The following is a 22,058-nucleotide window of genomic DNA, read 5'->3' as shown; positions in this document are numbered from 1 at the left end:
CCCTACATTGCCATCGCTGGATTTTTCCGGCAATCACATCTATTGATGCAGTGTTCTACCAAACTTTAATGAAAACAACCATGAACGTAAAACATGTATTGCTCGTTGGTCTTTGCCTCAGTGGCACTGCTGCCATGGCGCAACCAACGCTCAAACAGGCCGGCAAATATGCCCAAACCATTACGCCTGCCGATTTGAAAAAACACCTGACCATTGTGGCCAGCGCCGAAATGGAAGGTCGGGAAACCGCTACCCCCGGTGAATACAAAGCCGCCGCTTACATTATTGAACAAATGAAAGCCATTGGCCTGCAACCCGGCAACAATGGCCAGTGGACACAATCGTACAACGTGTACCGCGACAGCCTGACCGAAGCTTCGCTGGAAGTAAATGGCAGCAAGCTGAACCTCTACAAAGATTTCAGTGCCACTACAGCCAACTACAACAGCCACATGAGTTTTGGCGAAGTAGTGTATGTAAACATGGAAGACAGCCTTTGGAAAAATAACAAAGTAGATGTGAGTGGCCGGCTGGTGCTGGTACGCATGAAAGCCCCAGCGGCCGGTGCCGGTGGTCGTGGCTTTTTTGGCGGCCCCGCCATGGTAGTTGGACAGCTGCAAGCCAAGGGTGCTGCTGCCGTACTCGTAATGGGCGATCGCATCAACGATGGCAAAGAACCAGTGATGAGCAACATGACCGTGGTAAAAGATCCTGCCCGCCAAAGCATCAACTTCTTTAGCGTATCCGACGCTGTTGCTGCACAACTGTTGGGTGCTGAGGCTGCTGCTGAAAAAAGCGGCAAACTGCAGAGCAAAAACATTAAAGCGAGTGTGCACTTCAGCTACCACGAAAAGCAAATCACCCTGGTGAGCAACAATATCCTCGGATTTTTGGAAGGCACCGATAAAAAGATGAGTTCCTGGTGGTAACCGGTCACTACGATCATATTGGCCGCCGTGGCGATATCATCAACTATGGTGCCGATGACGATGGCAGTGGCACCGTAAGTGTGCTGGAGCTGGCCGAAGCTTTTGTAAAAGCCAAAGCAGAAGGCAAGGGCCCCCGCCGCAGCATTTTGTTTATGACTGTGAGTGGTGAAGAAAAAGGTTTGTGGGGTAGTGCACACTACGGCAACAACCCTGTGTATCCGTTGGAAAAAACAACCGCCAACCTCAACATCGATATGATTGGCCGCACCGATACCGTGTACGAAAGCAAAAAGATTCTGCTTTGTATGTGTACCTCGTAGGTGAAGACAAGCTGAGCAGCGACCTGCCCGGCGTATCTGTACTGGCCAACAAAAATTTGAAAATGGTGCTCGATGGCCGCTACAACGACCCGCTGGATAAGAGCCGCATTTACTTCCGCAGCGACCACTACAATTTTGCCAAGCATGGTGTACCCATCCTGTTTTACTTCGATGGCATTCACCGCGACTACCACCGCCCTACCGATACGGTAGACAAAATTGAATTTGAGCTGATGGCCAAGCGTGCCCAACTGGTATTCCTCACCGCCTGGGAAATAGCCAACCGCAACGAGATGCTGAAGCGTGACAAGCCATTGCCTGCTGCAGCGCTCACCAGATAATTTTGAGGTTAGAAGTAAGAGTTACGAAGTGTCTTAAACCATGTAAAAGCGTAGGAAGTTTTCCTACGCTTTTTTCTTTTTGGGGGTCAGTGGTGGTACTACTATGTATCAGCAGTGGCGTTGGCACCCTGTCTCACAACAGGCAGGCGTTCAACCAATTACTACTATTTAGCTTTCTCTTTTTTGTCCGCTACTGCAGGAAAGGCCGTGTTGCTTTCAGTAATTTTTAATGTAACTATATTTGTTACATTAAAAACAAGTCCTACATTTGCTCCATTATGAACAACGCCAGGTTTGCAACCAACATGCACATTCTCACCCTGCTGGCCAGCACGCATGGCGAGTGGCAGAGTTCTGAGTGGCTGGCCACCAGCATAAACATCAACCCGGTGATGGTGCGCAAAGAACTGAGTGTGTTGCAGGCAGCAAGGCTGGTAGTAACCCGCAAAGGCAAAGACGGCGGATCCATGCTGGGCAAGCCTCCGGCAGCCATTACACTGGCCGAAGTGTATGCCGCCATCAAACAATCGGAAGTACTGGGCCGTAAAAACCTGAACCCCAATCCTAAATGCCCCGTAGGCAAAAACATCAATAAAAAACTCGATCAATTGTTTCTGGAAACAGATGAGATAGTAGCTGCTTTTTTAGCAGGCAAAACCCTCGCCGGTTTTGTAGCCCAATTTCACCGTTAATTTTTTTTACTCATAATTGTAACACTTTTAATTACATTTTATTCTATGAAAACAGGTATCACAGGCGCCACCGGACAGCTGGGTCAGCTGGTAGTAGCACAACTCTTACAAAGAACCGAAGCCAGCCAGTTGGTGGCTCTCGTTCGCAACACAGAAAAAGCCGCATCACTCGGCATTGATGCACGGGCATTCGATTACAGCCAACCCGATGTATATGCATTGCAGGGCATTGATAAACTCTTGTTGATTTCGGGCAATGAAATTGGCCAACGCAAAACACAACACGGAAATGTAATTCGTGCTGCACAGCAAGCCGGCGTACAATTGATAGTATACACCAGTTTGTTGCATGCCGATACCTCTCGCATTAGCCTGGCCGAAGAACATTTGGCCACAGAGCAATTGTTGCAGGCATCGGGCATACCGCATGTGATTTTGCGCAATGGCTGGTACAACGAAAACTATGCAAACGCCATTGCAGGTGCGTTGCATGCAGGCGCCATAGCCGGCAGTTCGGGTGATGGTAAAATTTCTTCTGCCGCCCGTATAGATTTTGCAGAAGCTGCAGCTGTGGTGCTGACAAGCACCGGCCACGAAGGCAAAGTGTACGAACTGGCGGGCAGCAGCAGCTATACGCTAACCGAGCTGGCTGCCATTGTAGCGGAGCAAGCAGGCAAGCCCGTGCAATACAACAACCTTCCGGTAGCAGACTACGCCAAACTGCTCAGCAGTTTTGGCTTGCCCGAAGCATTGGCGGCAACCATTGCCGGTTGGGAAACAGGCATTGCGCAAAACGATTTGCTGGACGAACAGCAGCAACTGGCGCAATTGATTGGCCGCCCCACTACACCCATCGCCGAAACTGTACGTGAAGTGTTGGCTGGTGCTGCACAGTAATTTTCCTAATCCTTCAATAAAAAAGCGAAGCGCCAAAACGCTTCGCTTTTTTAATATCGATATTGTAGAAAAAATAGCTGGAAGTAACGATCATGTATTACAGCAAAAGATTCGTACTTCCCACTTCTAACCTCCCACTTCTTTCCTTAGCCTCTGCGGGAAGGACCAGTGCGGCGGTCGACTTTGTTTTCGAGACGGTCGCGGCGGTTTTCTTTGCGGTCTCTTTTGTCTTCGGCTTTATCGCGACGGTCTTCTTTTTTATCCCGTACATCTTCTTTGCGGTCTCTTACATCTTCGAGTTTATCGCGGCGGCCACCGTCGTGTTGGGCATCCCGAACATCTTCGCGTTTGTCGCGACGGTCTTCGGCTTTATCCCGCTTGTCTTCGCGGCGGTCGCGGCGGTTTTCCTTGCGGTCACGAACGTCTTCTTTTTGTCCCGTACATCTTCTTTGCGGTCGCGGGTTTGGGCCTGGGTGGTAAAGCTGGCGAGTGCAATGGCGGCAGTCAGCAGGAGTTGTTTGGTAGTAGTGCGTGTCATGTTTTTTCGGTTTTTGTGCAGGTATGACACAGCGTTAGTGTTGAACGTTTAATGAGGGTTGGAGATTTTTTCTCAAGTGTATTTCAATGCCTGTGATAAAATCGATACTACCATGTCGCTGATGTATGTTGTATTGCTGACGGGCTGCCGGATGGTAGCGGTAGCCCCCGACGCTTCGGTCGGGGCTAAAGCGGACAGCCGGAACTGTTGCTGCGCATGCACCGCTGCTGACAGCCCCAAATGCTCTCTACGCTTATTGTGTGATACCGCCCCTACAGGGCTTACGGATCAAGGGTTTCTTGTATCCATGGGTGTAGCCCATGGCTGAGGTAGGTCGCCCTTGCAGGGCTGGGGAAAGATAAACGGACGACCGAATACAGACAACAGACTACGGACTGCCGTCTTTCGGACTTTCCGTCTCCTGACTACGGACTACCAACCACCGAATACTGTCTTCCGGACTTCCCGACTCCCGGTCTTTCCGTCTCCCATCTACGGACTTCCGACTACGGACTTACCCACTTTCGGTCTTTCCGTCTCCGATTGAAGAGATGCCTCAGCCGCTTCGGTCTGGACTTACAGCTTCCTTCGTCAGCATGACGAAAACTTCCGGCTTGCCGTCTTCCGGTCTTCCGGACTTTCCGTCTCCCGTCTACAGACTCCCGTCTCCGGACTTCCGACAACCGTCTCCCGACTCTCCCCGAACCCCTATTTTTGCCGGCTACAAGGAGAAACTGCGAGTGCCCGATATTATACAACTGCTACCAGACCACATTGCCAACCAGATAGCCGCCGGAGAAGTGATTCAGCGACCAGCCAGTGCCGTAAAGGAACTGCTGGAAAACGCCATTGATGCCGGAGCTACCGACTTACAACTCATTGTGACCGATGCAGGCAAAGGACTGGTGCAGGTGATAGACAACGGCAAGGGCATGAGTGCGACCGATGCCCGCATGGCTTTTGAGCGGCACGCCACCAGCAAAATCAAAACCATCGACGATCTGTTTAGCCTGCGTACCATGGGCTTTCGGGGCGAGGCGCTGGCCAGCATTGCGGCCGTGGCCCAGGTAGAGCTGAAAACCCGCCGGGCCGAAGACGAACTGGGCACTTTCATCCGCATCGAAAACAGTGTGGTGGTGCAGCAGGAGCCGGTGCAATGCCCCGTGGGCACCAGCATCAGCATGAAAAATGTGTTTTTCAATGTGCCGGCCCGCCGCAATTTTTTGAAAAGCAATACCACCGAGCTGCGCAACATCATGGATGAATTTACCCGGGTGGCCATGGCTTTTCCGGAAGTGCGGTTTAGCCTTACCAGCAACGGACAGCAGGTGTTTGTGCTGGAAAAAGGCAGCCTCAAACAGCGCATTGTACAACTGCTGGGCAGCCAGTACAATACCAAGCTGGTACCCATTAAAGAAGATACCGACTACCTCACCATCAGCGGTTTTGTAGGCAAGCCCGACACGGCCCGCAAAACCCGTGGCGACCAATACTTTTTCATCAACAACCGCTTTATCAAAAGTGCCTATCTCAACCATGCGGTAACCCATGCGTATGAAGACCTGCTGGCCAAGGACAGCTACCCTTCCTACGTGCTGTTTATACAGCTCGACCCGCAGCATGTAGACATCAACGTGCACCCCACCAAGCAGGAAATAAAGTTTGATGATGAAAAGATTGTGTATGCTTTTGTGCAGGCTGCCATCAAGCATGCACTGGCACAATTCAGCATTGCGCCGTCGCTTGATTTTAGTCTCAATGCCGATATACAACAACTGGATGCCGTGAGTAAACCGGTAACAGATGACATAGCCGAACGCACCATCAGCAGCAGCTTGTACCAAACCTTTACGCAAAAAAATCAGGCGCATAAAATTGAACCCAGTGCTGGTGCCATGCGCCCCATGCCCGGCAGCTGGATAGCGGACAAACAACAAACGGTTGACATTCAAAAGGCTGCTCAACAAGCGGGTGGCTTCTACTCTCCCCCGCCGGGGGATCCCGATGGCTATCGGGAGGAGGGGGGCCGGGGCCGCTGGCTGGCAAAGTGAACTGGCCAAACTAAAAGAGCAACTCTTTGAGATTTCGCCCAAAACGCCATACTACGATTTTGAACATGAGCAGCGGCCCATCAGCCGCGAAAAGCGTTTTCAGTGGATACCCGAAACGCCGCTCATGCAGGTGCATTGGGCCTACATCATTGCCATTACCAATCATGGTTATTTGCTCATTCACCAGCAAGGTGCTCACGAACGCATTTTGTATGAGCAATTGCAAAAAGCCATCTTCGGCAAACCCATTGCCACGCAGCAAAGTCTGTTTCCGGTAAGCATTGAATTGCAACCTGCCGATGCTTTGCTACTCACAGAACTATTGCCCGATATGCTGCAACTCGGCTATCAGGTAGAACCCTTTGGCCACAACAGTTTTATTATACACGGCACGCCTGCCGATGTAGACAGCGGCAATGAACAAAAAGCCATTGAGCACATACTGGAACACTACAAAAACTTCAATGCAGAAGTGAAGTTTAGCCGCCGCGAAAAACTCATTCGCACCCTTGCCTGGCAGCAAAGCATCAAGGCCGGCCGCAACCTCAGCGAAAAAGAAATGCGCAGTCTGGTGGAGCAGCTGTTTTTATGTACCACGCCCAATACCACACCGGGCGGCAAGCCTACCTATGTAGAGTATTCTATCGAGCAATTGCAACGGACTTTCGGGTAAACATTGAACCACAAAGGCACGAAGGACACGCAAGGAGCACAAAGTTTTTCCCTTGTGTACTTAGTGCATTCGTTGTGCCTTGGTGGTTCAACAACTTTTTAACAACTAAAAAATTAGTTATTTCACTAAGAAATTAGTTATATTCGGTTTGGAATTCCAATCGGGTGGTTGCAAACGCCCGGAAAAAGTACTGAAGAACAGAACGAAATGGATAGCACACAATGCAGGCAAACACCTGCGCCTCTGTGCCTTCCTCTTTCTCCTCTGTGGTAAATTAAAACCATGGCAAAATCAACCGTAAAGACACTGACCAAGGCCGAAGAACAGGTAATGCATGCCCTGTGGCAAATAGGCGAAGGCTTTTTGAAAGACATTGTAGAAGCCATGCCGACACCACAACCGCACAGCAATACGGTGGCTACGCTGCTCAAAATTTTGATGGACAAAGGCTTTGTAACCTCACAAGCCGTGGGGCGCAACAATTTGTACCAGCCACTCATGAGTAAGGCGCAGTATAGCAAGCAAAGCCTCGGCTCGTTGGTGAGCAGCTATTTCGATGGGTCCTACAGCAGTGCGGTCAGCTTTTTGGTAGACCAAAAAAAGCTGAGTGTGCAAGACCTGGAAATGTTGTTGAAGGAACTTAAAAACAAATAGCCTATGCATCCGGTAATGTTGTACCTACTGAAAATGCTGCTCTGCAGTGCCGTGCTGTTGGGCTACTACTGGGTAGCCCTGCGCAACGAACGGTTTCATCAGTGGAACCGGTTTTACCTGCTGAGTGCCATGCTGCTGAGTGTGTTGGTACCGTTCATGAACATACCGCTGCTGCAACCGGCCAAGCCAACTGCTGTGGTAGATATGGTAGCAGCCCTGCCCTGGAACAATGTGGTGCTGGTATACCAACCCAATACCACCTGGAGCTGGAAGGAATATGCCAGTTTGAGCATGCTCATGGTATCAGGGTTACTGCTGCTGCATTTGCTGCGCAGTGTATGGAAGGTGGTGCGTTTGTATCGCCACAATACACCCACTTATTTTCACGAAGTAAGTGTGGTGATTACAGAAGAACCTTCCGCACCATTTTCGTTTTTCAAGTGGCTGTTTTGGCGCAGCGATATCGACCCTGATAGCAGCAATGGCCAACGCATGCTGCAGCATGAACTAACTCACATCCACGAGAAACACAGTGCCGATAAATTGTTTGCCGAACTGCTGTTGATTGTGTTTTGGATGAACCCGTTTTTTTGGTTGATGCGCCGCGAACTGTATGCCATCCACGAATTTTTAGCCGATCAGCAAGCCATAGAGCGTTATGATGGCGCTGCATTTGCCGCCATGATTTTACAGGTGGCCACCGGCACACCCGCACCTGCACTCAGCAATCCCTTTTTTACCGCTCATCTCAAAAGAAGATTACACATGATAACAGCTTCTCATGAACCGAAATACAGCTACCTGCGCCGCATCAGCGGACTGGTACTGATGATTGCTACTGCCGCCGTATTGGTGGTAAGTATCGACAAAGCCTATGCGCAGGACAAAAAGAAAACACCGCCGCCACCACCACCACCTGCACCTGTAGCTCCTGCAAACGGGCAGTGGCCCGAGCTGCCCGATAGCATTCGCAAGGCAGAGGTGATTGACAAAAACGGTCACTGCTACATCAAATACGAAATGAAAGACGGCCGCAAATTCACCTATGAATTAAATGCAGCGAAAAAGAAAGGCTACTTCATTCCGCCTCCGCCACCACCAAAGGCGCCTGCGGATGAGCCAGTGAAACTCAACCTCAGCGGCATGAGCAGCAATCCTGAAACACAACCCTTATTTATTTATGCAGGCTTGGAAATTACCCAAGCTCAGCTACAACAAATCGATCCCAATACCATTGCCAGTATCGATGTACTGAAGGGCGAAAGTGCTACGAAGCTGTACGGCGAAAAGGGAAAGAATGGGGTGATTATGATTCATCCGAAAACGGAAGTCTCAGCTACGCAAAACGAGGTAGTGGTACAAGGGCAACCACGCTCAAACACCAGCAAGCCAGCCACCGCCAGTAATGGACCGGGTGAAGTGGTAGTGGTAGGCTATGGCAAGCCACGTGTACAAGTGCAGGGACAGGCTACTACCCTGCATGCCGATGAGGTAGTGGTCACCGGTTATCCAACTCCCAAAAGCAAGCAAACAGTTTTGCTGCGGGGTGGTGCTGGTTCAGACAATATGCCTGCGCTAATTTTCCTGGATGGCAAACGTATTACCGCAGCAGAAATGCAAGAAATTTCTCCCGACCAAATTGGCAGCATCAATGTATTGAAAGATGGTACAGCAGTAGCCAAGTATGGTGCAGAAGCAGAGAAAGGGGTGATAGAAATTTACAGCAAGAAATCTGGTGCTGTGTTTGCAGAAACTGAAACACCGCCAGCTTTTCCGGGCAACTACGATGGTTGGAGAAGATACCTTGAGCGTAATCTGCAATACCCGAATGAAGCTCAAGAAAAAGGCATACAAGGTAAAGTAGTAGTACAGTTTGTAGTAGATACAGAAGGTAACTTATCTGACATTTATGCCATGAACGACCCCGGTGGCGGTTTGGCACAAGAAGCCGTACGCATTATTAAATCCGGCCCCAAGTGGGTGCCTGCATTACAAAACGGACAAAAAGTAATAGCCCGCACTTCGCAAACCATCACGTTTCGTTTGGAGTAATCCTAACATCTCTATTTTAAAGCATACAAAAGGGACCGCATGATGTGGTCCCTTTTGTGTTAAGTGCTTTCATCAATCCAATTTGCTTTATACGCCCTGCATTTTTCTTTGTGCCTCTTTCAGCCTTAGCGTCTTAGAGGTTCAAAAATTCGCTAGTTATGCTCCCACACATGCAGCAGGTATTTTTCTACCGCTCTTCTCACAGCTGCTGCCGAACCATTGTGATTGTTGACCTGTACACTCAGCAGCAACAGCCGCCCTTGCTTGCTGGTCATATAGCCGCTTAGGGCTACTACCCCAGCCAGCGTGCCGGTTTTAGCAAACAGCTTTCCTTCCAGTGGTTTGTAATAATTGGTAAGTGTGCCATCATTGCCGGTAGGCAAAATATTTTGCAAACGGGCCATGGAAAATTCGCTGCGGCATTGCTGCAACAGCCAGATAAAATCGGCAGGCGTAAACAGATTATAACGGCTCAGTCCACTGCCATCAACCCAACGGGGTTTATCAGGCATGGCTTGCAAATCTGTTTGTAGCAAACTATCAATCACATCGCTTTCATTCATGTAGCCAAACCACTGCTGGCTAATCATGAGCAAGGTTTGCTCAGCAAAAAAATTGTCGCTGCGGTGCATCAGCGGTTTCATCATGCTGTCGGTTGGTTGCGAGTATATCTTTTGCCAGCGCAGATTTTCAGGAACTGACGCATGTTCGAAATACCAGTCGTTGCCCAACTGTGTAGCTGCCAGTTGAGACGAAGACGCCGGCGTCATGTACAAAGTAGTATTGGTGCGTTTGGTTTTGCCAGGCCACAGTGTAAATGCTGGCTGATCAAACAACCGATGTATGCTAAAACCCGAATCCCGGAAGTGGTCAATGTTCGTCACCAATCCGGCAACGTTAGCGGGGTTGCTTTGCACGTTGCCATTGGCCTGTAGTGCAAAGCTGGCCACATTGCCGTACATAGGCATGCTACTGCGGGGCGCCATGTAGGTAGCATCGTAATCGTTCCAGCTCCAGCCATTGCCATAAGCTGTGGTGGCCATGCCGGCATTGTACCAATTCACTTGCTTGTATTGCTGCAGCACAGTTGCCAATGGTTGATGCTTGTAATCGGGGTGCAGAAAAGTAGGATCGGCATGCGAACGGAAATGCACAACACTGTCGTTGGATTTGGCCACGTAGCCAGCTATCAGACTATCGCCGAGGTATTTCAAACCGGCGTACATGGTCCAGAGTTTGGTATTACTGGCGGGTACAAAATACTTGTGCTCGTTGTGTGCAGCAAGCAGCTGTTGCGATTCGGCATCTACAATCATAATACCTACATGAGCATGCTGCAGCGTACTGTCTTCCAGCAATGTAGTAAGTGCCTCATACTGTTGCAGGCCCCGTTGTATTTGCCTGCCCGACACACAACCCATCAGTAACACCGCCATCACCAACAACTGAATTATATCATGCCGCCTGTTCATATTCCCGCTTATTTTTAGGTGAGTCAAACTAACAACAAAAGCTTTACAACGCTTCTGCCGTGTCTAAAAAAATAACCAGATGGCTGTTACTCCGCAAGTTCATTGCGCCGGTATTTTTACTGGCAGCATTGACCATTGTAGGTACCGTTGGCTATGTTTTCATCGACGATTACACGTGGATCAATGCGCTGTACATGACCATCATCACCGTTGGTACGGTTGGGTTTGGCGAAATACAACCGCTAAGTAATGCGGGCAAACTCTTCACCATTTTTCTCATTATTGCCAGTTTGGCTACGGTGGCCTTTTACATCACCATGGTTACCCGCCTGCTGCTGGATGGTGAATGGCGACGGCAATACAGATTGTACAAGCAAAGCAAAAGACTCAACAATATGCACAACCATGTAATTGTGTGTGGCTACGGCCGCAACGGAAAGCAGGCTTGTGAAGTGCTGCGGCAAAATGGCATCACATTTACCGTGATAGAACAACGCCAGGAATATGTGGCCGCTGCTGAACATGAAGACCTGATTATACCTGGTGATGCCACCAAAGATGAAGTGCTGTTGGAAGCGGGAATTATGCATGCCAAAGCACTCATTAGCGCCCTGCCCAACGATGCCGATAATTTGTTTGTGGTACTCACAGCAAGGCAACTCAATCCAAACATTACCATCATCAGCCGGGCCAGCGATGACCACTCCATTAAAAAATTGAAAATAGCTGGTGCTACCAATGTAATAATGCCCGACAAGCTGGGTGGTGCTTACATGGCTTCGCTGGTGCTGATACCCGATGTGCAAGAGTTTTTATCGATGCTGAGCAGTAAGCACAACGAAAAGTTTCAGGTAACGGAATTGGAAGTAACACAGGCCATCAACCTGGGCGAACTTAACCTGTGGCAGGAAACCGGCTGCACCGTACTGGGAGTAAAACAAGTAGATAGCAAATACCGCCGCAACCCCACGCCCGACTACATTTTAATGCAAGGTGAACGACTGATTGTAATGGGTAGTGCTGCGCAAATAACCAAGGCTCAAAAACATTTGCAAGAACGCTAAACCTGGCTGAGCTGTGCAATTTTGTTCCTGTCGCCCACCAGCCATATCACATCGTTCCATTCAAACGTGGTAGCCGATGATGGATTCAACATTCGTTCTCCATCCCGCTCAATGCCTACCACCAAGCCATTCGTCATTTCACGAATGCCACTATCCCGGATACTTTTTCCACGGAGGCCGTTGTGCTCATCCACCACAATCTTTTCGAGGCTTATTTGCTGTGCCAGCAAATCGGCTACCGGTGCTTCTTCATTTTGCTCTTCTACCAATACGGTAAACTTCTGCAATTGATGGTCGTTACCTATCACACCTATTTCATCGTAGGGAAATAATTTTTCGAAACGGGATGGTGCATACAAGAGTTTATTGCCCCTTTCTATAAATGCAATGTTGACACCGTACTGCTCCCGCAGGGCCAGCTCCTCCAGCGTTTTGCCTATAAAGGGAGATGTGGCACAAATACGGATTTTGCTCAAGTGAGCATCCCAAGGCGTGAGCAGCTTGGGTGCCTGTTTGGCTGCTTTTTCTTTTTCGTGCAGGTTGTTTAAAAAGCGTTGCTCAATGCGCTGGTAAAAACGCTGCAACCGCTGGCGAAAAACAATCATCACCACTCCAATAACCGCAATGGTAACGCCCACAGCTACGGGCGTACTAAAATGCTGTGCCAGCAGTACTGCTACAAATGCAACCGCCAAAGCATTTCTAAAAACTTCTACGGCTACCAGCGGGCCATGGTTGTACTTGCTATCGAGCCACAGTTGCCTGTAAGCACTGTGTTGAATTTTCTTTGCCATCAGTGCCCATACAAAAGGCATCATGGCCATGAGTGTAATGGCAATGGTCACTAAGCTGGCTACCAGTTGCGTATCAATCATGGTATGCATAAATGGATACAGCAAGTATTTAGATGCCAACAAAATGGCGATGATGACCACCACATTGATGAGTACCATTTGCATCAGCAATTTCACCACAATGCGCCAATCACTTTCTCCCTTCAGCACCTGTGTACCGGCGCTATATTCCTGCAGCTTTTGTTGCCAGCGGGCAGGCAGTACTTTTTCCAGCCAGCTTATCAGCGGATCGGCCAGCCGAATCATGTACGGCGTAGTAAATGTGGTGAGTACAGACACGCCCACTGCAATGGGATACAAGAATGAACTGGTGACATTGAGTGTAACGCCCAACGTAGCGATGATGAATGAAAATTCACCAATCTGCGTCATGCTGGTACCGGCTTGTACCGCCTGCTTTAGTGGCCGGCCAGCCACCAATGCACCGGTGCTTACAAAAATGAGCTTGCCCAAAATAACCGTGAGAGACAGCAGCAATACAGGCCCCGCATTTTCCCACAACAATATCGGATTGATGAGCATGCCCACCGATACAAAGAAGATAGCGCCAAACAAATTTTTCACTGGCTCCAGTAAGTGTTCAATCTTTTCGGCATACACAGTTTCTGCCAAAATAGAACCCATCACAAAAGCACCCAAGGCCGCACTAAAACCCACTTTGTCGGCAAATACCACCATGCCCAAACAAAGCGCAATGGCCGCCACCAGCAGGGTTTCGCTGCTCAATAATTTCGAAGCTCTTTTTAAAAAAGTGGGGAGAATGAAAATGCCGGCCAAAAACCAAAGACTTAAAAAGAACAAGAGTTTGCCAATGGCCATCAGCATTTCGCCACCGGCAAATTCTTTGCTCACGGCCATGGTACTCAGCAACACCATCAGCAATACGGCCACCAAATCTTCTACAATTAAAATGCCCATGACCAGGCCCGTAAACTGTTTTGTTTTTACACCCAATTCATCAAAAGCCCGAAAGATGATAGTGGTAGAAGATATAGCAATAATGCCCCCGAGAAAAAGGCTATCCATAAAAGACCAACGCATGAGTTGCCCCATGCCAAAGCCAATGGACAGCATGGCCAATATTTCGATGGTACCAGTAATGCCAGCTGTACCACCAATTTTTGCCAGCTTTTTAAAACTGAATTCAAGGCCGAGGGCAAACAACAAGAAGATAACGCCTATCTCAGCCCAGGTGCGAATGCCTTCTACATCAGTAACCGTAGGAAACAGTGAAAAATTGGGGCCCACCAGCAAACCGGCGATGATATAACCCAACACCACCGGCTGTTTCAACCGGCGAAACAACAATGTGGTAATACCTGCAGCACCCAAAATGAGTGCCAAATCTGTGATAAGGTTTGGCAAATGGCTCATGCCCAAAAATAGCCATTGCCGTCAGACATCGGGCAAGAGCTTGTTAAAAGCCAGTTGCAAAAAAATTCCTGAATTGAATATTACATCCGCTCCTGTGCCCGCAGCCAGCGTTCGGGCAAGTCGTTGTGACTGGCCACCAGGTAGTCGGCATAAGTGCAAGGAATGAATGTTTTGTCGGGCAGTTGCATCCACCAGCGGCCGGTGTTGCGGCTTTGCAAAAACAAGGTTTCTATTTCGGCACACATCAGGTGGTATTCGTTGTAGCCGGTGCGGTCTTCCAAATGCACTTCGTGCTTGTCGCGTTGCATGCCATCAATAAAATACCAAATCATATGGGCTACCTGCATGGCCGTCAGCCCCATGGGGTCCTTGGCCATAAAACCGAAAATGCCTGCAACGCGGTTGGTGCCACTCATGCCTGCGTACTGCATGAGCTTACAGGCTTCTTGCCCGGTAAAACCATTGGGCGATAAAGTAGTGGCTGGCGCAAATGCATGGGCAATAGCCGCAATATCAAACGATACCAAATGGCTGCTGCGAATGGCCGGTTCTACTTCATCCATTTTTTCCTGCACCTTGCCTACACGGAAACAATCAAAACGCAGTTTGTCGATGGTTTCGAGCAACTGCGGATTTACAAAATAACTTTGGAAGCCAATGAGGTTAAACTGTTTTACATAGTTGGGTTCGCTGGTCAGCATCTCCAGCAAAAACTTATGTTCAGGATAAGGGCTTTCGCTATCGAGATCCATCAATGCATCTACGGCCGTAGCTTCCAGCAACATTTTTCTTCGGCAAATGCCTGATACATGGCCAACGTAATATCGTGGCTGCCACCAAACAGTAACACCCGCTTACCTGCTTTCAACAATTCCCGTATCACCATTTTTACTGCAGCATACGTATCTGCCAGTTGAGCACCGGGCTTTACATTTCCTGCATCGGCTATGCGAATAGCACTGTGCCAGAGGTATAAGTTGTAGAGTTGTTTGCGTACCGCATCGGCACTGCGAGGCGTAGCTTTTGAACCCTTACCCCGCCATTCATCGCAACCGAGCAACACCAAATCTGCTGCATCAAAATCGTTGGCCTCCAGCAGCATGCCGCCAATTTGCCCAGGTTTATAACCTTCGTCTTCCGAAATTTCAAATGGGTTGGCCAGCTCTATCAGTTCTTGTATTTGATGCAGTAACATGTGGTACGTTGCTTGTATTACTTATCGAAAAAAATCGGGGTGAAGGTAACAGCTGTGATAAAACTTTTATCACAGGAAAGATTGAATAAAGAAGTTGAATAGAAATTATATAGTTGACGTTAACAATACGCAATCAAAGCACTTGAATACATTTTTGATAATTGATAGCTGCCTTTTTATTTGACTACTTTTTTCCAACTATCAAAAATCTCGTCAAATATTTCTTTATAAACAAATCCAGGCGGTGAAGATGGTATTAAAATGTCTTTTAATCTATCTCCTTTGGGTTTTCTACCATACGAAAACTTGAACCTATTTGCTGTTATACAAATTGAGTAATAAAGTTTTTCCTGTAATGTCATTTCATTTTTAGGGATTAAAACAGAAACATTACTATTTGGTACAAATTCAAAAGAGGAAACGTAAGAATAAGTGTGACTACCTTGTCCATCTGTTGAAACATAAATTGTATTGTCTGGGTAAATGTGTTTTCCGTCAATTTGCATAGTATCAACATATCCTGCAATACTACCAGCATAGCTTTGTGAAGGTCTAATATACCTTACATCTGTGTCTGTTTCAGGTTCGTCTTTTACCTCAACTTGCGAAGAAGCCAAGCCGTTATGAACATAAAAAATACTATCTAACTTTACTAATTTGTTATTAGCAACAATCTTTTGTTTGGTTTCAAATTTTATATCTAAGAGGTCGTTTAACAAACGATAAGCTAAATATTTTTGAGTATTCCTTTTAAATACCTCATAATCTATGCTTTCGTATTGAGCATTTAAATAGCTTTCAGCGCACCATTCATCATTTGCTTTTAATTCTTTTGTTACGCTTAATTTTTCAACACTTTCTCTATTTATATAGGTGTTTAGCCAATTTTCTTTTATTGAATACCAAGTATCATTTAAGTCAATTCTTCCCTTGCCTTTTGTTTTAACAAAACCATCTTCACGCCAATAACCCAGCCATGTTTTTTTGCCTTTTGGGTGTGGGATATGAGCAGAAATAACCATAATACAAGTAGTTACGCCTACTTTGGAATTATGAAAAATATCTTCTGGCATTGACATCACAGCTTCTAATGTGTGATTTTCTAAGATTTGTTGTTTTCGAACAAATACATCTCCCTTTGTCGCAATAGCACAACTTAATGGAATAATTGCAACGCATTTACCACCCTTCTCTAATGCGTTAAGATTGTTTAAAACAAAGTCCAATTCTTCAATATCAGACTTTTTACTTTTGTAAGGTGGGTTTAGAAATCCAACATTAGGCTTAAAAGCTTCTTTAACTTTTAAAATTTCTTCAAAACAATCACCTAGATACACATTGGTTTTACCATCACCGTGAATTATCATATTTGAAATTCCTAAAGCATAAATATCGTCTTGGTATTCAATGCCAATTAATTGTGTTTTCTTGATACTGTCAATTTTCGTTTGGTTTCCTTTGGCTTGTTTTATCATAGTTTTCATTGCGCTAATCAAAAAACCGCCTGTCCCCATACAATTATCAAGAATTATAGAGTCTTGATTTACTCCTGCTAACTCAGAGAATAAATCTGTGATATGAGGGGGTGTTAATACAATTCCTAATCCCTTGTCGCTATTTGCATATCTTAAAAATTCAATATAAAACTGACCCAATGTGTCAAAATATTTATGAGTTTTCATAAAGTTATTTACATTGGTTTCAATACTTTTTATCAACTCAACAAAAAAATCTTTGTCGGTTGTAATGGTTGTATTTGTAAGGATAAATGAATAAGCTTGTTTTAAATTGTTTACTTTATCTGCTGGTAAGTTTACATTAGTAAACTCATCTACTATTGTTGAGAGTAAATTTTTCGCTAATTGTTCAGGCTTTTTATGAGCTGAAAAGCTGTTTTTAAAAGCTGTATTTTGAAGTGCTATCAAAATTCCACTAATTAAAAGGCTTCTTTGAGCTTCTTTTATTTTTTTGGTATGTAATAAGTCATTTAATTCTTTAGTGTATTCTAAGAGTTTTAAATAGTCTTGGTTAAATTTCATGTCACTTTGCAAAAAAGCATCGTAATAATCCTTTAATGGTAAAATTTCATTCCCTAAAAATTTGTGAGATTTATGTGTGTTTTTTAAATATAAATATTGAGAAACCCTTAATTCAGTCTCACTTTCTCCACTTACGGCAATGGCTAAAACATCAAATTCTTTTGCTAAAAAAGAGGCGTAGAGTAAAACCCCGTCAACTGCAAAATCACTGTATTTATCAAAGTTTGTACTTTGGTGTTTTTTGGAGTCTGCTTTACATTCTACTATAACAACAAAATCAGAATATTCTTTTGAGCGTATTATAAATTCAGGATACCCTTTCCCTGTTCCCTTTTTTGAAGCATTACTCAATAACTTATCAATCAAGGCAAAATCGCTTTTTTGCTCCTCTACGATAATTGACTCATCGTCGAAATACCCATTTTCTGTTAGAAATTTTCTAACGATATTTTCTGTTTTTCTCTCGTTTGCCACCCAACAAATTTTTTCAAACTTACAAAGTTTAAATTGGTAATTCATAGTTGTCGTTTTACAATTGTCTATCATAATAGACATAGATTAAATCTTTCCATCCTTTAGTATCAGGTTAAAAATGATACACAAGCAGCGAGTAGCCCCGATTTGCGCTATTTTGCCAGCCATGTTTGCGGCACCTGATTCTACTTCATTTTTACAACGCTGGTTTTGGCACCTGTGTTGCAGCCTGTTGCTGCCACTGGCCGGCATGGCACAGCCCGATTGGCAGCTGCTTACATCAGCCAATGCCATTGCCAGTCATGAGCAAATTACCATCAGCTACACTTTGGTAAATGCAGCCGGCACAGGGGTAAAATTTCCTGCCTTTAAAGATTGGGATGTACTCAGCGGCCCCATGACCACTACCAGTACCAACATCATCAATGGTGTTAAATCAACAGCGCAGCAATACAGTTTTCAATTGGCGCCACGGCGAACCGGTAGTTGCACCGTACCCGCTGCCAGCATTGTAGTAAATGGCAAAAGCTACCAAACCAATACACTGGTTATAGAAGTAACCAAAGGAGCTCAGCACAACAATAGTCCGTACCCACCTAACGAGCACGGATTTACGTACGACGCCTTTGTACTCGACAGCAAAGAAAATGCACAGGAAAAAATAAAACGCAACCTGCTGCTGAAAACCAAACTCAGCAAAAACACTTGCTACGAAGGAGAAACCATTGTGGCCGAATACCTGCTGTACTCCAGGGTAAACCTGAGTGCCGAGCTCGACAAACGCCCGGGTTTCGAAGGCTTTTCTTCTATTGATTTACCGGCCGAAGACCCCGGCAGCGAGTTTCAGTATGCTACGGAAAATGGAAAGGTGTACAAAGTGTATACCTTGCGCCGGGTGCAATTGACAGCACTACGATCGGGTGAGCTCAAACTGGCCCCCATGAGCATTTCGGGTACTGTTTCATTTTTACGCACCCACAACGGACAACCCATTGCTGCAGACCCCTATGCACAGCAGCGTTCTGCAGAAGAACCCTTTACCGTAGCTGGAAATGTAGAAACCGTGCAGGTGACACCATTACCTGCCAATGGCCGGCCTACCGATGGCGCCATTCCTGTGGGTGAATTTTCTTACAGTGTACAAATGCCCAAGCAGCCACTGGCTGCAGGCGATGCTGCCGAGTTGATTGTGGCGGTAAGTGGTCTCGGGCAGTGGAGCATGCTACAGGCGCCACAGATTGAATGGCCCAAAGGCATTACCGGTTACGAACCCCGCATGGACGAGCAACTCGATAGCCAACGGGTACCGGTGCAGGGTGTGCGGCGGTACATTTATCGCTTTGCAGCCGATAGCATGGGTGAGTACAATATCCGCATCAAAGGGTTTCATTATTTCAATCCATCCGAAGTAGTGTACAAGCAAACGGCCGATAGCAGTGTGAACCTGCACATTGGCGCAGCAGTGGCTCGTTCCTCTTTTGCCGACGATCCGGTGAATGACCCAAGCAGTTTTAAACTCACCGAATGGTTTACCCGTTTTATGCCTGTAGTGGCATTGAGTGCTGCAATGGTACTGGTGATTGTACTCATGCTGGTGGGCAGGGCCAAACGAAAAAAACGAAATACTACTCAGGAACTCGACCCCATATTTACACAAGGTCTTGACGACCCCATGTATCAGGTAACAACTGCTGCCGGCAACCGCCCATTGGTAGTAGAAAAAAGAGTTGATGTAAAAGACACAAGCTTACAACAGGATGCTACTGATATTAAGGCGTTGGCTACTCGTATGCTGGCAGAAGTACAGCAAGAAAATACAGGAGAGAACGCAGCAGCACAACAATTGTTGCAGTTGTGCAACGATGTATTGTATGCCCCTTTCGGGCATGAGCACAGCGCAGCTGATTTGCAGCAGGCCTATGCCGAATGGAAGCAGACTAAGGCGTAAACTTTTTGAGTGTTTTGTTTGAAATATGAAACGCAAATATGCTTTCATTTATCCCATAAAGAAGTCTCGTTGCTATAGCAGCATTGTTACTTTCTTTTTCTTGAAAAAGAAAGTAACCAAAGAAAATTCAAGGCAAACCCGATGCCTCCGGCCGTTTTGCCTGGCCAACGCCTCCCCCTGTGTAAGTTTGAGTTCTATCCATGAATTGATGAAACACATGGATTATTGACCATTACATTTCTTTAGCCCAAAATACTAAGGCGTAAACTTATACCCTACTCCACGTACACTGTGGAAGTGTTGCGGATTGCGGGAGTCTTCTTCGAAGTACTTGCGAATGTTCAGCAGAAAATTATCGATGGTTCGGGTGGTAGGAAAAACGTTGTAGCCCCATACCGTTCTTAAAATTGTTTCTCTTGTAACGACCTCACCACTATGCTCAATGAGCAGTTGCAGCAGCATGGCTTCTTTTTTACTCAGCGCCACGGTTTCACCATTTTTCAGCACGGCTTCCTGTGCTTTAAAATTGATGGTGTGTCCACCAAAACTATACGTACTGGCAGGTGTATGATCGGCCTGCTGACGTTTGTTTTTGAGCAACAGTTTTTCAATACGCAGTAGCAGCTCTTCGAGGGCAAATGGTTTGGTGAGGTAATCGTCGGCACCTTTTTTCAAACCGAGAATACGATCGTTGGTAGAGTTGCGGGCACTCAGTATGAGCACAGGCGAATCAATCTTTTTAATGCGCATGGTTTCCAATACGCCAATGCCGTCAATTTCGGGCAGCATTATATCAAGCACTACCAAATCGAAATATTCGCCTTCCAGTTTTTCGAGTGCCTGTTGGCCTGTGTATGCCGACACCACATCGTAGCCTTCCAGCCCAAGGTTCATCTTGAGTGTTTCGTGCAATGCTTCTTCATCTTCTACCAACAATATGGAGGCAACTGGTGCAGGTATTTTCATGTCTAAACTGTTGAATCGTCTAAAGGAAACCGGATGGTAAAAATACTACCCTGTGGCACATTGTCGGTTATTTCTACCGTGCCATCGTGCCGCTCGGCAATGCGTTTTACCAGATACAAACCCAGGCCTGTCCCCTTGGTGTTTCTGGTTTGTTCATTGCCCATGCGGTAAAATTTATCAAATACTTTCTTCTTTTCTTCTGCCGGAATGCCCTTGCCCTGATCGGCTACTCTCAATTTGGCTACCTGATTTTTGAGCTTCAGCGAAACATCAATGGTACTGTTTTTTGGCGCATACTTCATGGCATTATCAATGAGGTTGTTGAGCAACAACCGAATCAAAAACGGATCGCCATACACCCATATTTGCGGTTGCACTGTACACGAAAAATCACGGTCAGGAAAACGCATGTTGTACTGGTCTACAATATCATTCACCAACTGATCGAGGGAAAATCGTTCTTGCTGTGCACTTTGCTGACCACTATCAAAACGTGATGCCAGCAAAATATTATCGCACAAATCGTTGAGTCGTTCTGTTTCGTTAAGGGTCATTTGCAAGAGCCGGTCCCGCTGTGTATCGTCGAGCTTTCGGCGCTGCATGGTTTCAATATTGAGGCGGGCAACGGCAATGGGCGTTTTCAATTCATGCGTCACCGCCATCATAAAATTTTGCTGCTGCTGGCCCAATCGTAAATACCTTCTCGTGGCTAAATACACAAACAACGCACCTACCCAAATGAGCAACATAAAAATGATGCCCTCGCCTACATACTGACCATGCTTGCGACGCTGGTAATCGAGCACATCTGCTTTACGGGCAGCATAGTTTGCTGCAGCAGGGTTCAGCTCCGATAAACGCAGTAGAGCCATGTCGTTGTTTTGCTGATCGAGGCTTACAAACCACCACACCAAAGCGGCCATAATGTAGGCCAGCAAAAACCAGAAAATGACCGTAACAAAGGCGAGTTTCTTTTTTGCTGATTGCATACACTCAGGTGTTGAAGAAAATGTGGATGCGATTATTCGGCCACGGGCTCAACCCGTATGCCGGCCTGCAGTATATGCGGCAGCGGATCGATGCGCATTTGCTGCTGCAGGGTAAATTCTATACTGCCGGTTTTATTAAATTTTACAGGTCGTGGCAGCAAGAGTACCCGGCGTTCAAAAATATCATCCATACCTACGCCCAGCCATTTGTCGCTGGCGGCCAACGGCAGGTCGAAGGCTTGTGTACGCATGCTATCTTGCGGATTGCGAATGCCCACATTCAACCAGATATTTCTGTAGGGATAACTATTGCTGTGCCGCAGCACTACAAATACGCTGTAATAGCGGGTGGTATCAGTAATATCGAACTTATAGGTTGGCACAAAACTGCGCTGCCATTGGGCACCAGGTATATTAGTCAATCTCTCGTACAACTCCACTTGTTTGCAACTGCACAACAGCAAAGTCGTTACGAGCAAACTCAGCACACTTATCTTCCAGTTGATTCTTCTCTGCATCATGTGGTATTGCCAAAT

Annotated in this window: 20 protein-coding genes; 11 read left to right on the top strand and 9 right to left on the bottom strand. The window is 46.7% G+C overall.

The features are described 5' to 3' along the window. Positions 1-68: 68 nt before the first annotated feature. From GLV81_RS01295 to GLV81_RS01275, 5 genes are all read left to right on the top strand, one after another. Positions 69-929 carry a protease-associated domain-containing protein gene (locus tag GLV81_RS01295; protein ID WP_157476136.1) on the top strand — a complete coding sequence of 287 codons (861 nt, stop codon included), beginning with the start codon at positions 69-71 and terminating at the stop codon, positions 927-929. Then, a complete protein-coding gene (locus GLV81_RS20965; RefSeq protein WP_197428833.1) occupies positions 923-1,249 on the top strand; it encodes a M28 family peptidase in 327 nt (108 codons plus the stop codon). The genes GLV81_RS01295 and GLV81_RS20965 overlap by 7 nt, the downstream gene beginning before the upstream one ends. Next, a complete protein-coding gene (locus GLV81_RS20960) occupies positions 1,237-1,590 on the top strand; it encodes a M28 family peptidase (protein ID WP_197428832.1) in 354 nt (117 codons plus the stop codon). Before GLV81_RS20965 ends, GLV81_RS20960 begins: the two co-directional genes overlap by 13 nt. 278 nt (positions 1,591-1,868) lie before the next feature. Continuing rightward, positions 1,869-2,282, top strand: a complete 414-nt coding sequence (locus GLV81_RS01280) for an Rrf2 family transcriptional regulator (RefSeq protein ID WP_157476130.1) — start codon at positions 1,869-1,871, stop codon at positions 2,280-2,282. Between the two features lie 45 nt (positions 2,283-2,327). Then, the gene (locus GLV81_RS01275; RefSeq protein WP_157476128.1) at positions 2,328-3,179 is read left to right on the top strand and encodes an SDR family oxidoreductase; all 852 of its coding nucleotides are present in this window, start codon (positions 2,328-2,330) and stop codon (positions 3,177-3,179) included. A 286-nt stretch (positions 3,180-3,465) separates the two neighbouring features. Here GLV81_RS01275 and GLV81_RS01270 read toward each other — a convergent pair whose 3' ends face one another. Further along, positions 3,466-3,717, bottom strand: a complete 252-nt coding sequence (locus GLV81_RS01270) for a hypothetical protein (protein ID WP_157476126.1) — start codon at positions 3,715-3,717, stop codon at positions 3,466-3,468. A gap of 740 nt (positions 3,718-4,457) precedes the next feature. Between GLV81_RS01270 and mutL the strand changes: the two genes are divergently transcribed. The 4 genes from mutL (at position 4,458) to GLV81_RS01250 (ending at position 9,147) form a co-directional block, all read left to right on the top strand. Continuing rightward, positions 4,458-5,768, top strand: coding sequence for a DNA mismatch repair endonuclease MutL (mutL, locus tag GLV81_RS01265; RefSeq protein WP_157476124.1), 1,311 nt, complete (start codon positions 4,458-4,460; stop codon positions 5,766-5,768). Next, positions 5,722-6,441, top strand: a complete 720-nt coding sequence (locus tag GLV81_RS01260; protein WP_197428831.1) for a DNA mismatch repair MutL family protein — start codon at positions 5,722-5,724, stop codon at positions 6,439-6,441. Before mutL ends, GLV81_RS01260 begins: the two co-directional genes overlap by 47 nt. Positions 6,442-6,723: 282 nt before the next feature. Next, positions 6,724-7,095 carry a BlaI/MecI/CopY family transcriptional regulator gene (locus tag GLV81_RS01255; RefSeq protein WP_157476120.1) on the top strand — a complete coding sequence of 124 codons (372 nt, stop codon included), beginning with the start codon at positions 6,724-6,726 and terminating at the stop codon, positions 7,093-7,095. A gap of 3 nt (positions 7,096-7,098) precedes the next feature. Continuing rightward, positions 7,099-9,147 (top strand): M56 family metallopeptidase, encoded by a 2,049-nt coding sequence (locus GLV81_RS01250; RefSeq protein WP_157476118.1) that lies wholly within the window; start codon positions 7,099-7,101, stop codon positions 9,145-9,147. A 152-nt stretch (positions 9,148-9,299) separates the two neighbouring features. Here the strand turns inward: GLV81_RS01250 and GLV81_RS01245 are convergent, their stop codons facing one another. Further along, positions 9,300-10,619, bottom strand: coding sequence for a D-alanyl-D-alanine carboxypeptidase/D-alanyl-D-alanine-endopeptidase (locus tag GLV81_RS01245; protein ID WP_157476116.1), 1,320 nt, complete (start codon positions 10,617-10,619; stop codon positions 9,300-9,302). A 59-nt stretch (positions 10,620-10,678) separates the two neighbouring features. On the opposite strand from GLV81_RS01245, the gene GLV81_RS01240 reads away from it, so the two are divergent. Beyond that, positions 10,679-11,683 (top strand): potassium channel family protein, encoded by a 1,005-nt coding sequence (locus GLV81_RS01240; protein WP_157476114.1) that lies wholly within the window; start codon positions 10,679-10,681, stop codon positions 11,681-11,683. On the opposite strand, the gene GLV81_RS01235 is transcribed toward GLV81_RS01240, so the two are convergent. The 4 genes from GLV81_RS01235 to GLV81_RS01225 form a co-directional block, all read right to left on the bottom strand. Then, the gene (locus tag GLV81_RS01235; RefSeq protein ID WP_157476112.1) at positions 11,680-13,911 is read right to left on the bottom strand and encodes a monovalent cation:proton antiporter family protein; all 2,232 of its coding nucleotides are present in this window, start codon (positions 13,909-13,911) and stop codon (positions 11,680-11,682) included. The genes GLV81_RS01240 and GLV81_RS01235 overlap by 4 nt on opposite strands. Positions 13,912-13,991: 80 nt before the next feature. After that, positions 13,992-14,696 carry an arginase family protein gene (locus tag GLV81_RS19755; RefSeq protein ID WP_246186166.1) on the bottom strand — a complete coding sequence of 235 codons (705 nt, stop codon included), beginning with the start codon at positions 14,694-14,696 and terminating at the stop codon, positions 13,992-13,994. Next, the gene (locus GLV81_RS19750) at positions 14,672-15,106 is read right to left on the bottom strand and encodes an arginase family protein (RefSeq protein ID WP_246186165.1); all 435 of its coding nucleotides are present in this window, start codon (positions 15,104-15,106) and stop codon (positions 14,672-14,674) included. The genes GLV81_RS19755 and GLV81_RS19750 overlap by 25 nt, the downstream gene beginning before the upstream one ends. A 176-nt stretch (positions 15,107-15,282) precedes the next feature. After that, entirely contained in the window at positions 15,283-17,664 is a 2,382-nt protein-coding gene (locus GLV81_RS01225) for an HsdM family class I SAM-dependent methyltransferase (protein WP_157476110.1), read from the bottom strand. A 121-nt stretch (positions 17,665-17,785) separates the two neighbouring features. Here GLV81_RS01225 and GLV81_RS01220 point away from each other — a divergent pair, with 121 nt between their 5' ends. Continuing rightward, entirely contained in the window at positions 17,786-19,567 is a 1,782-nt protein-coding gene (locus GLV81_RS01220) for a BatD family protein (RefSeq protein WP_197428830.1), read from the top strand. Positions 19,568-19,822: 255 nt separating this feature from the next. Here GLV81_RS01220 and GLV81_RS01215 read toward each other — a convergent pair whose 3' ends face one another. From GLV81_RS01215 to GLV81_RS01205, 3 genes are read right to left on the bottom strand one after another with little or no spacing between them, the layout of a single operon-like run. Further along, a complete protein-coding gene (locus tag GLV81_RS01215; RefSeq protein ID WP_157476106.1) occupies positions 19,823-20,533 on the bottom strand; it encodes a response regulator transcription factor in 711 nt (236 codons plus the stop codon). 2 nt (positions 20,534-20,535) lie between these two features. After that, positions 20,536-21,522, bottom strand: coding sequence for a sensor histidine kinase (locus GLV81_RS01210; protein WP_157476104.1), 987 nt, complete (start codon positions 21,520-21,522; stop codon positions 20,536-20,538). A gap of 32 nt (positions 21,523-21,554) precedes the next feature. Next, entirely contained in the window at positions 21,555-22,043 is a 489-nt protein-coding gene (locus tag GLV81_RS01205) for a gliding motility lipoprotein GldH (protein WP_157476102.1), read from the bottom strand. Positions 22,044-22,058 lie beyond the last annotated feature (15 nt).

The organism is Phnomibacter ginsenosidimutans, from assembly GCF_009740285.1.
Classification (GTDB): domain Bacteria; phylum Bacteroidota; class Bacteroidia; order Chitinophagales; family Chitinophagaceae; genus Phnomibacter; species Phnomibacter ginsenosidimutans.
Note: the sequence above shows the minus strand (reverse complement) of the source record. Positions and strands in the feature narration are given on the sequence as shown.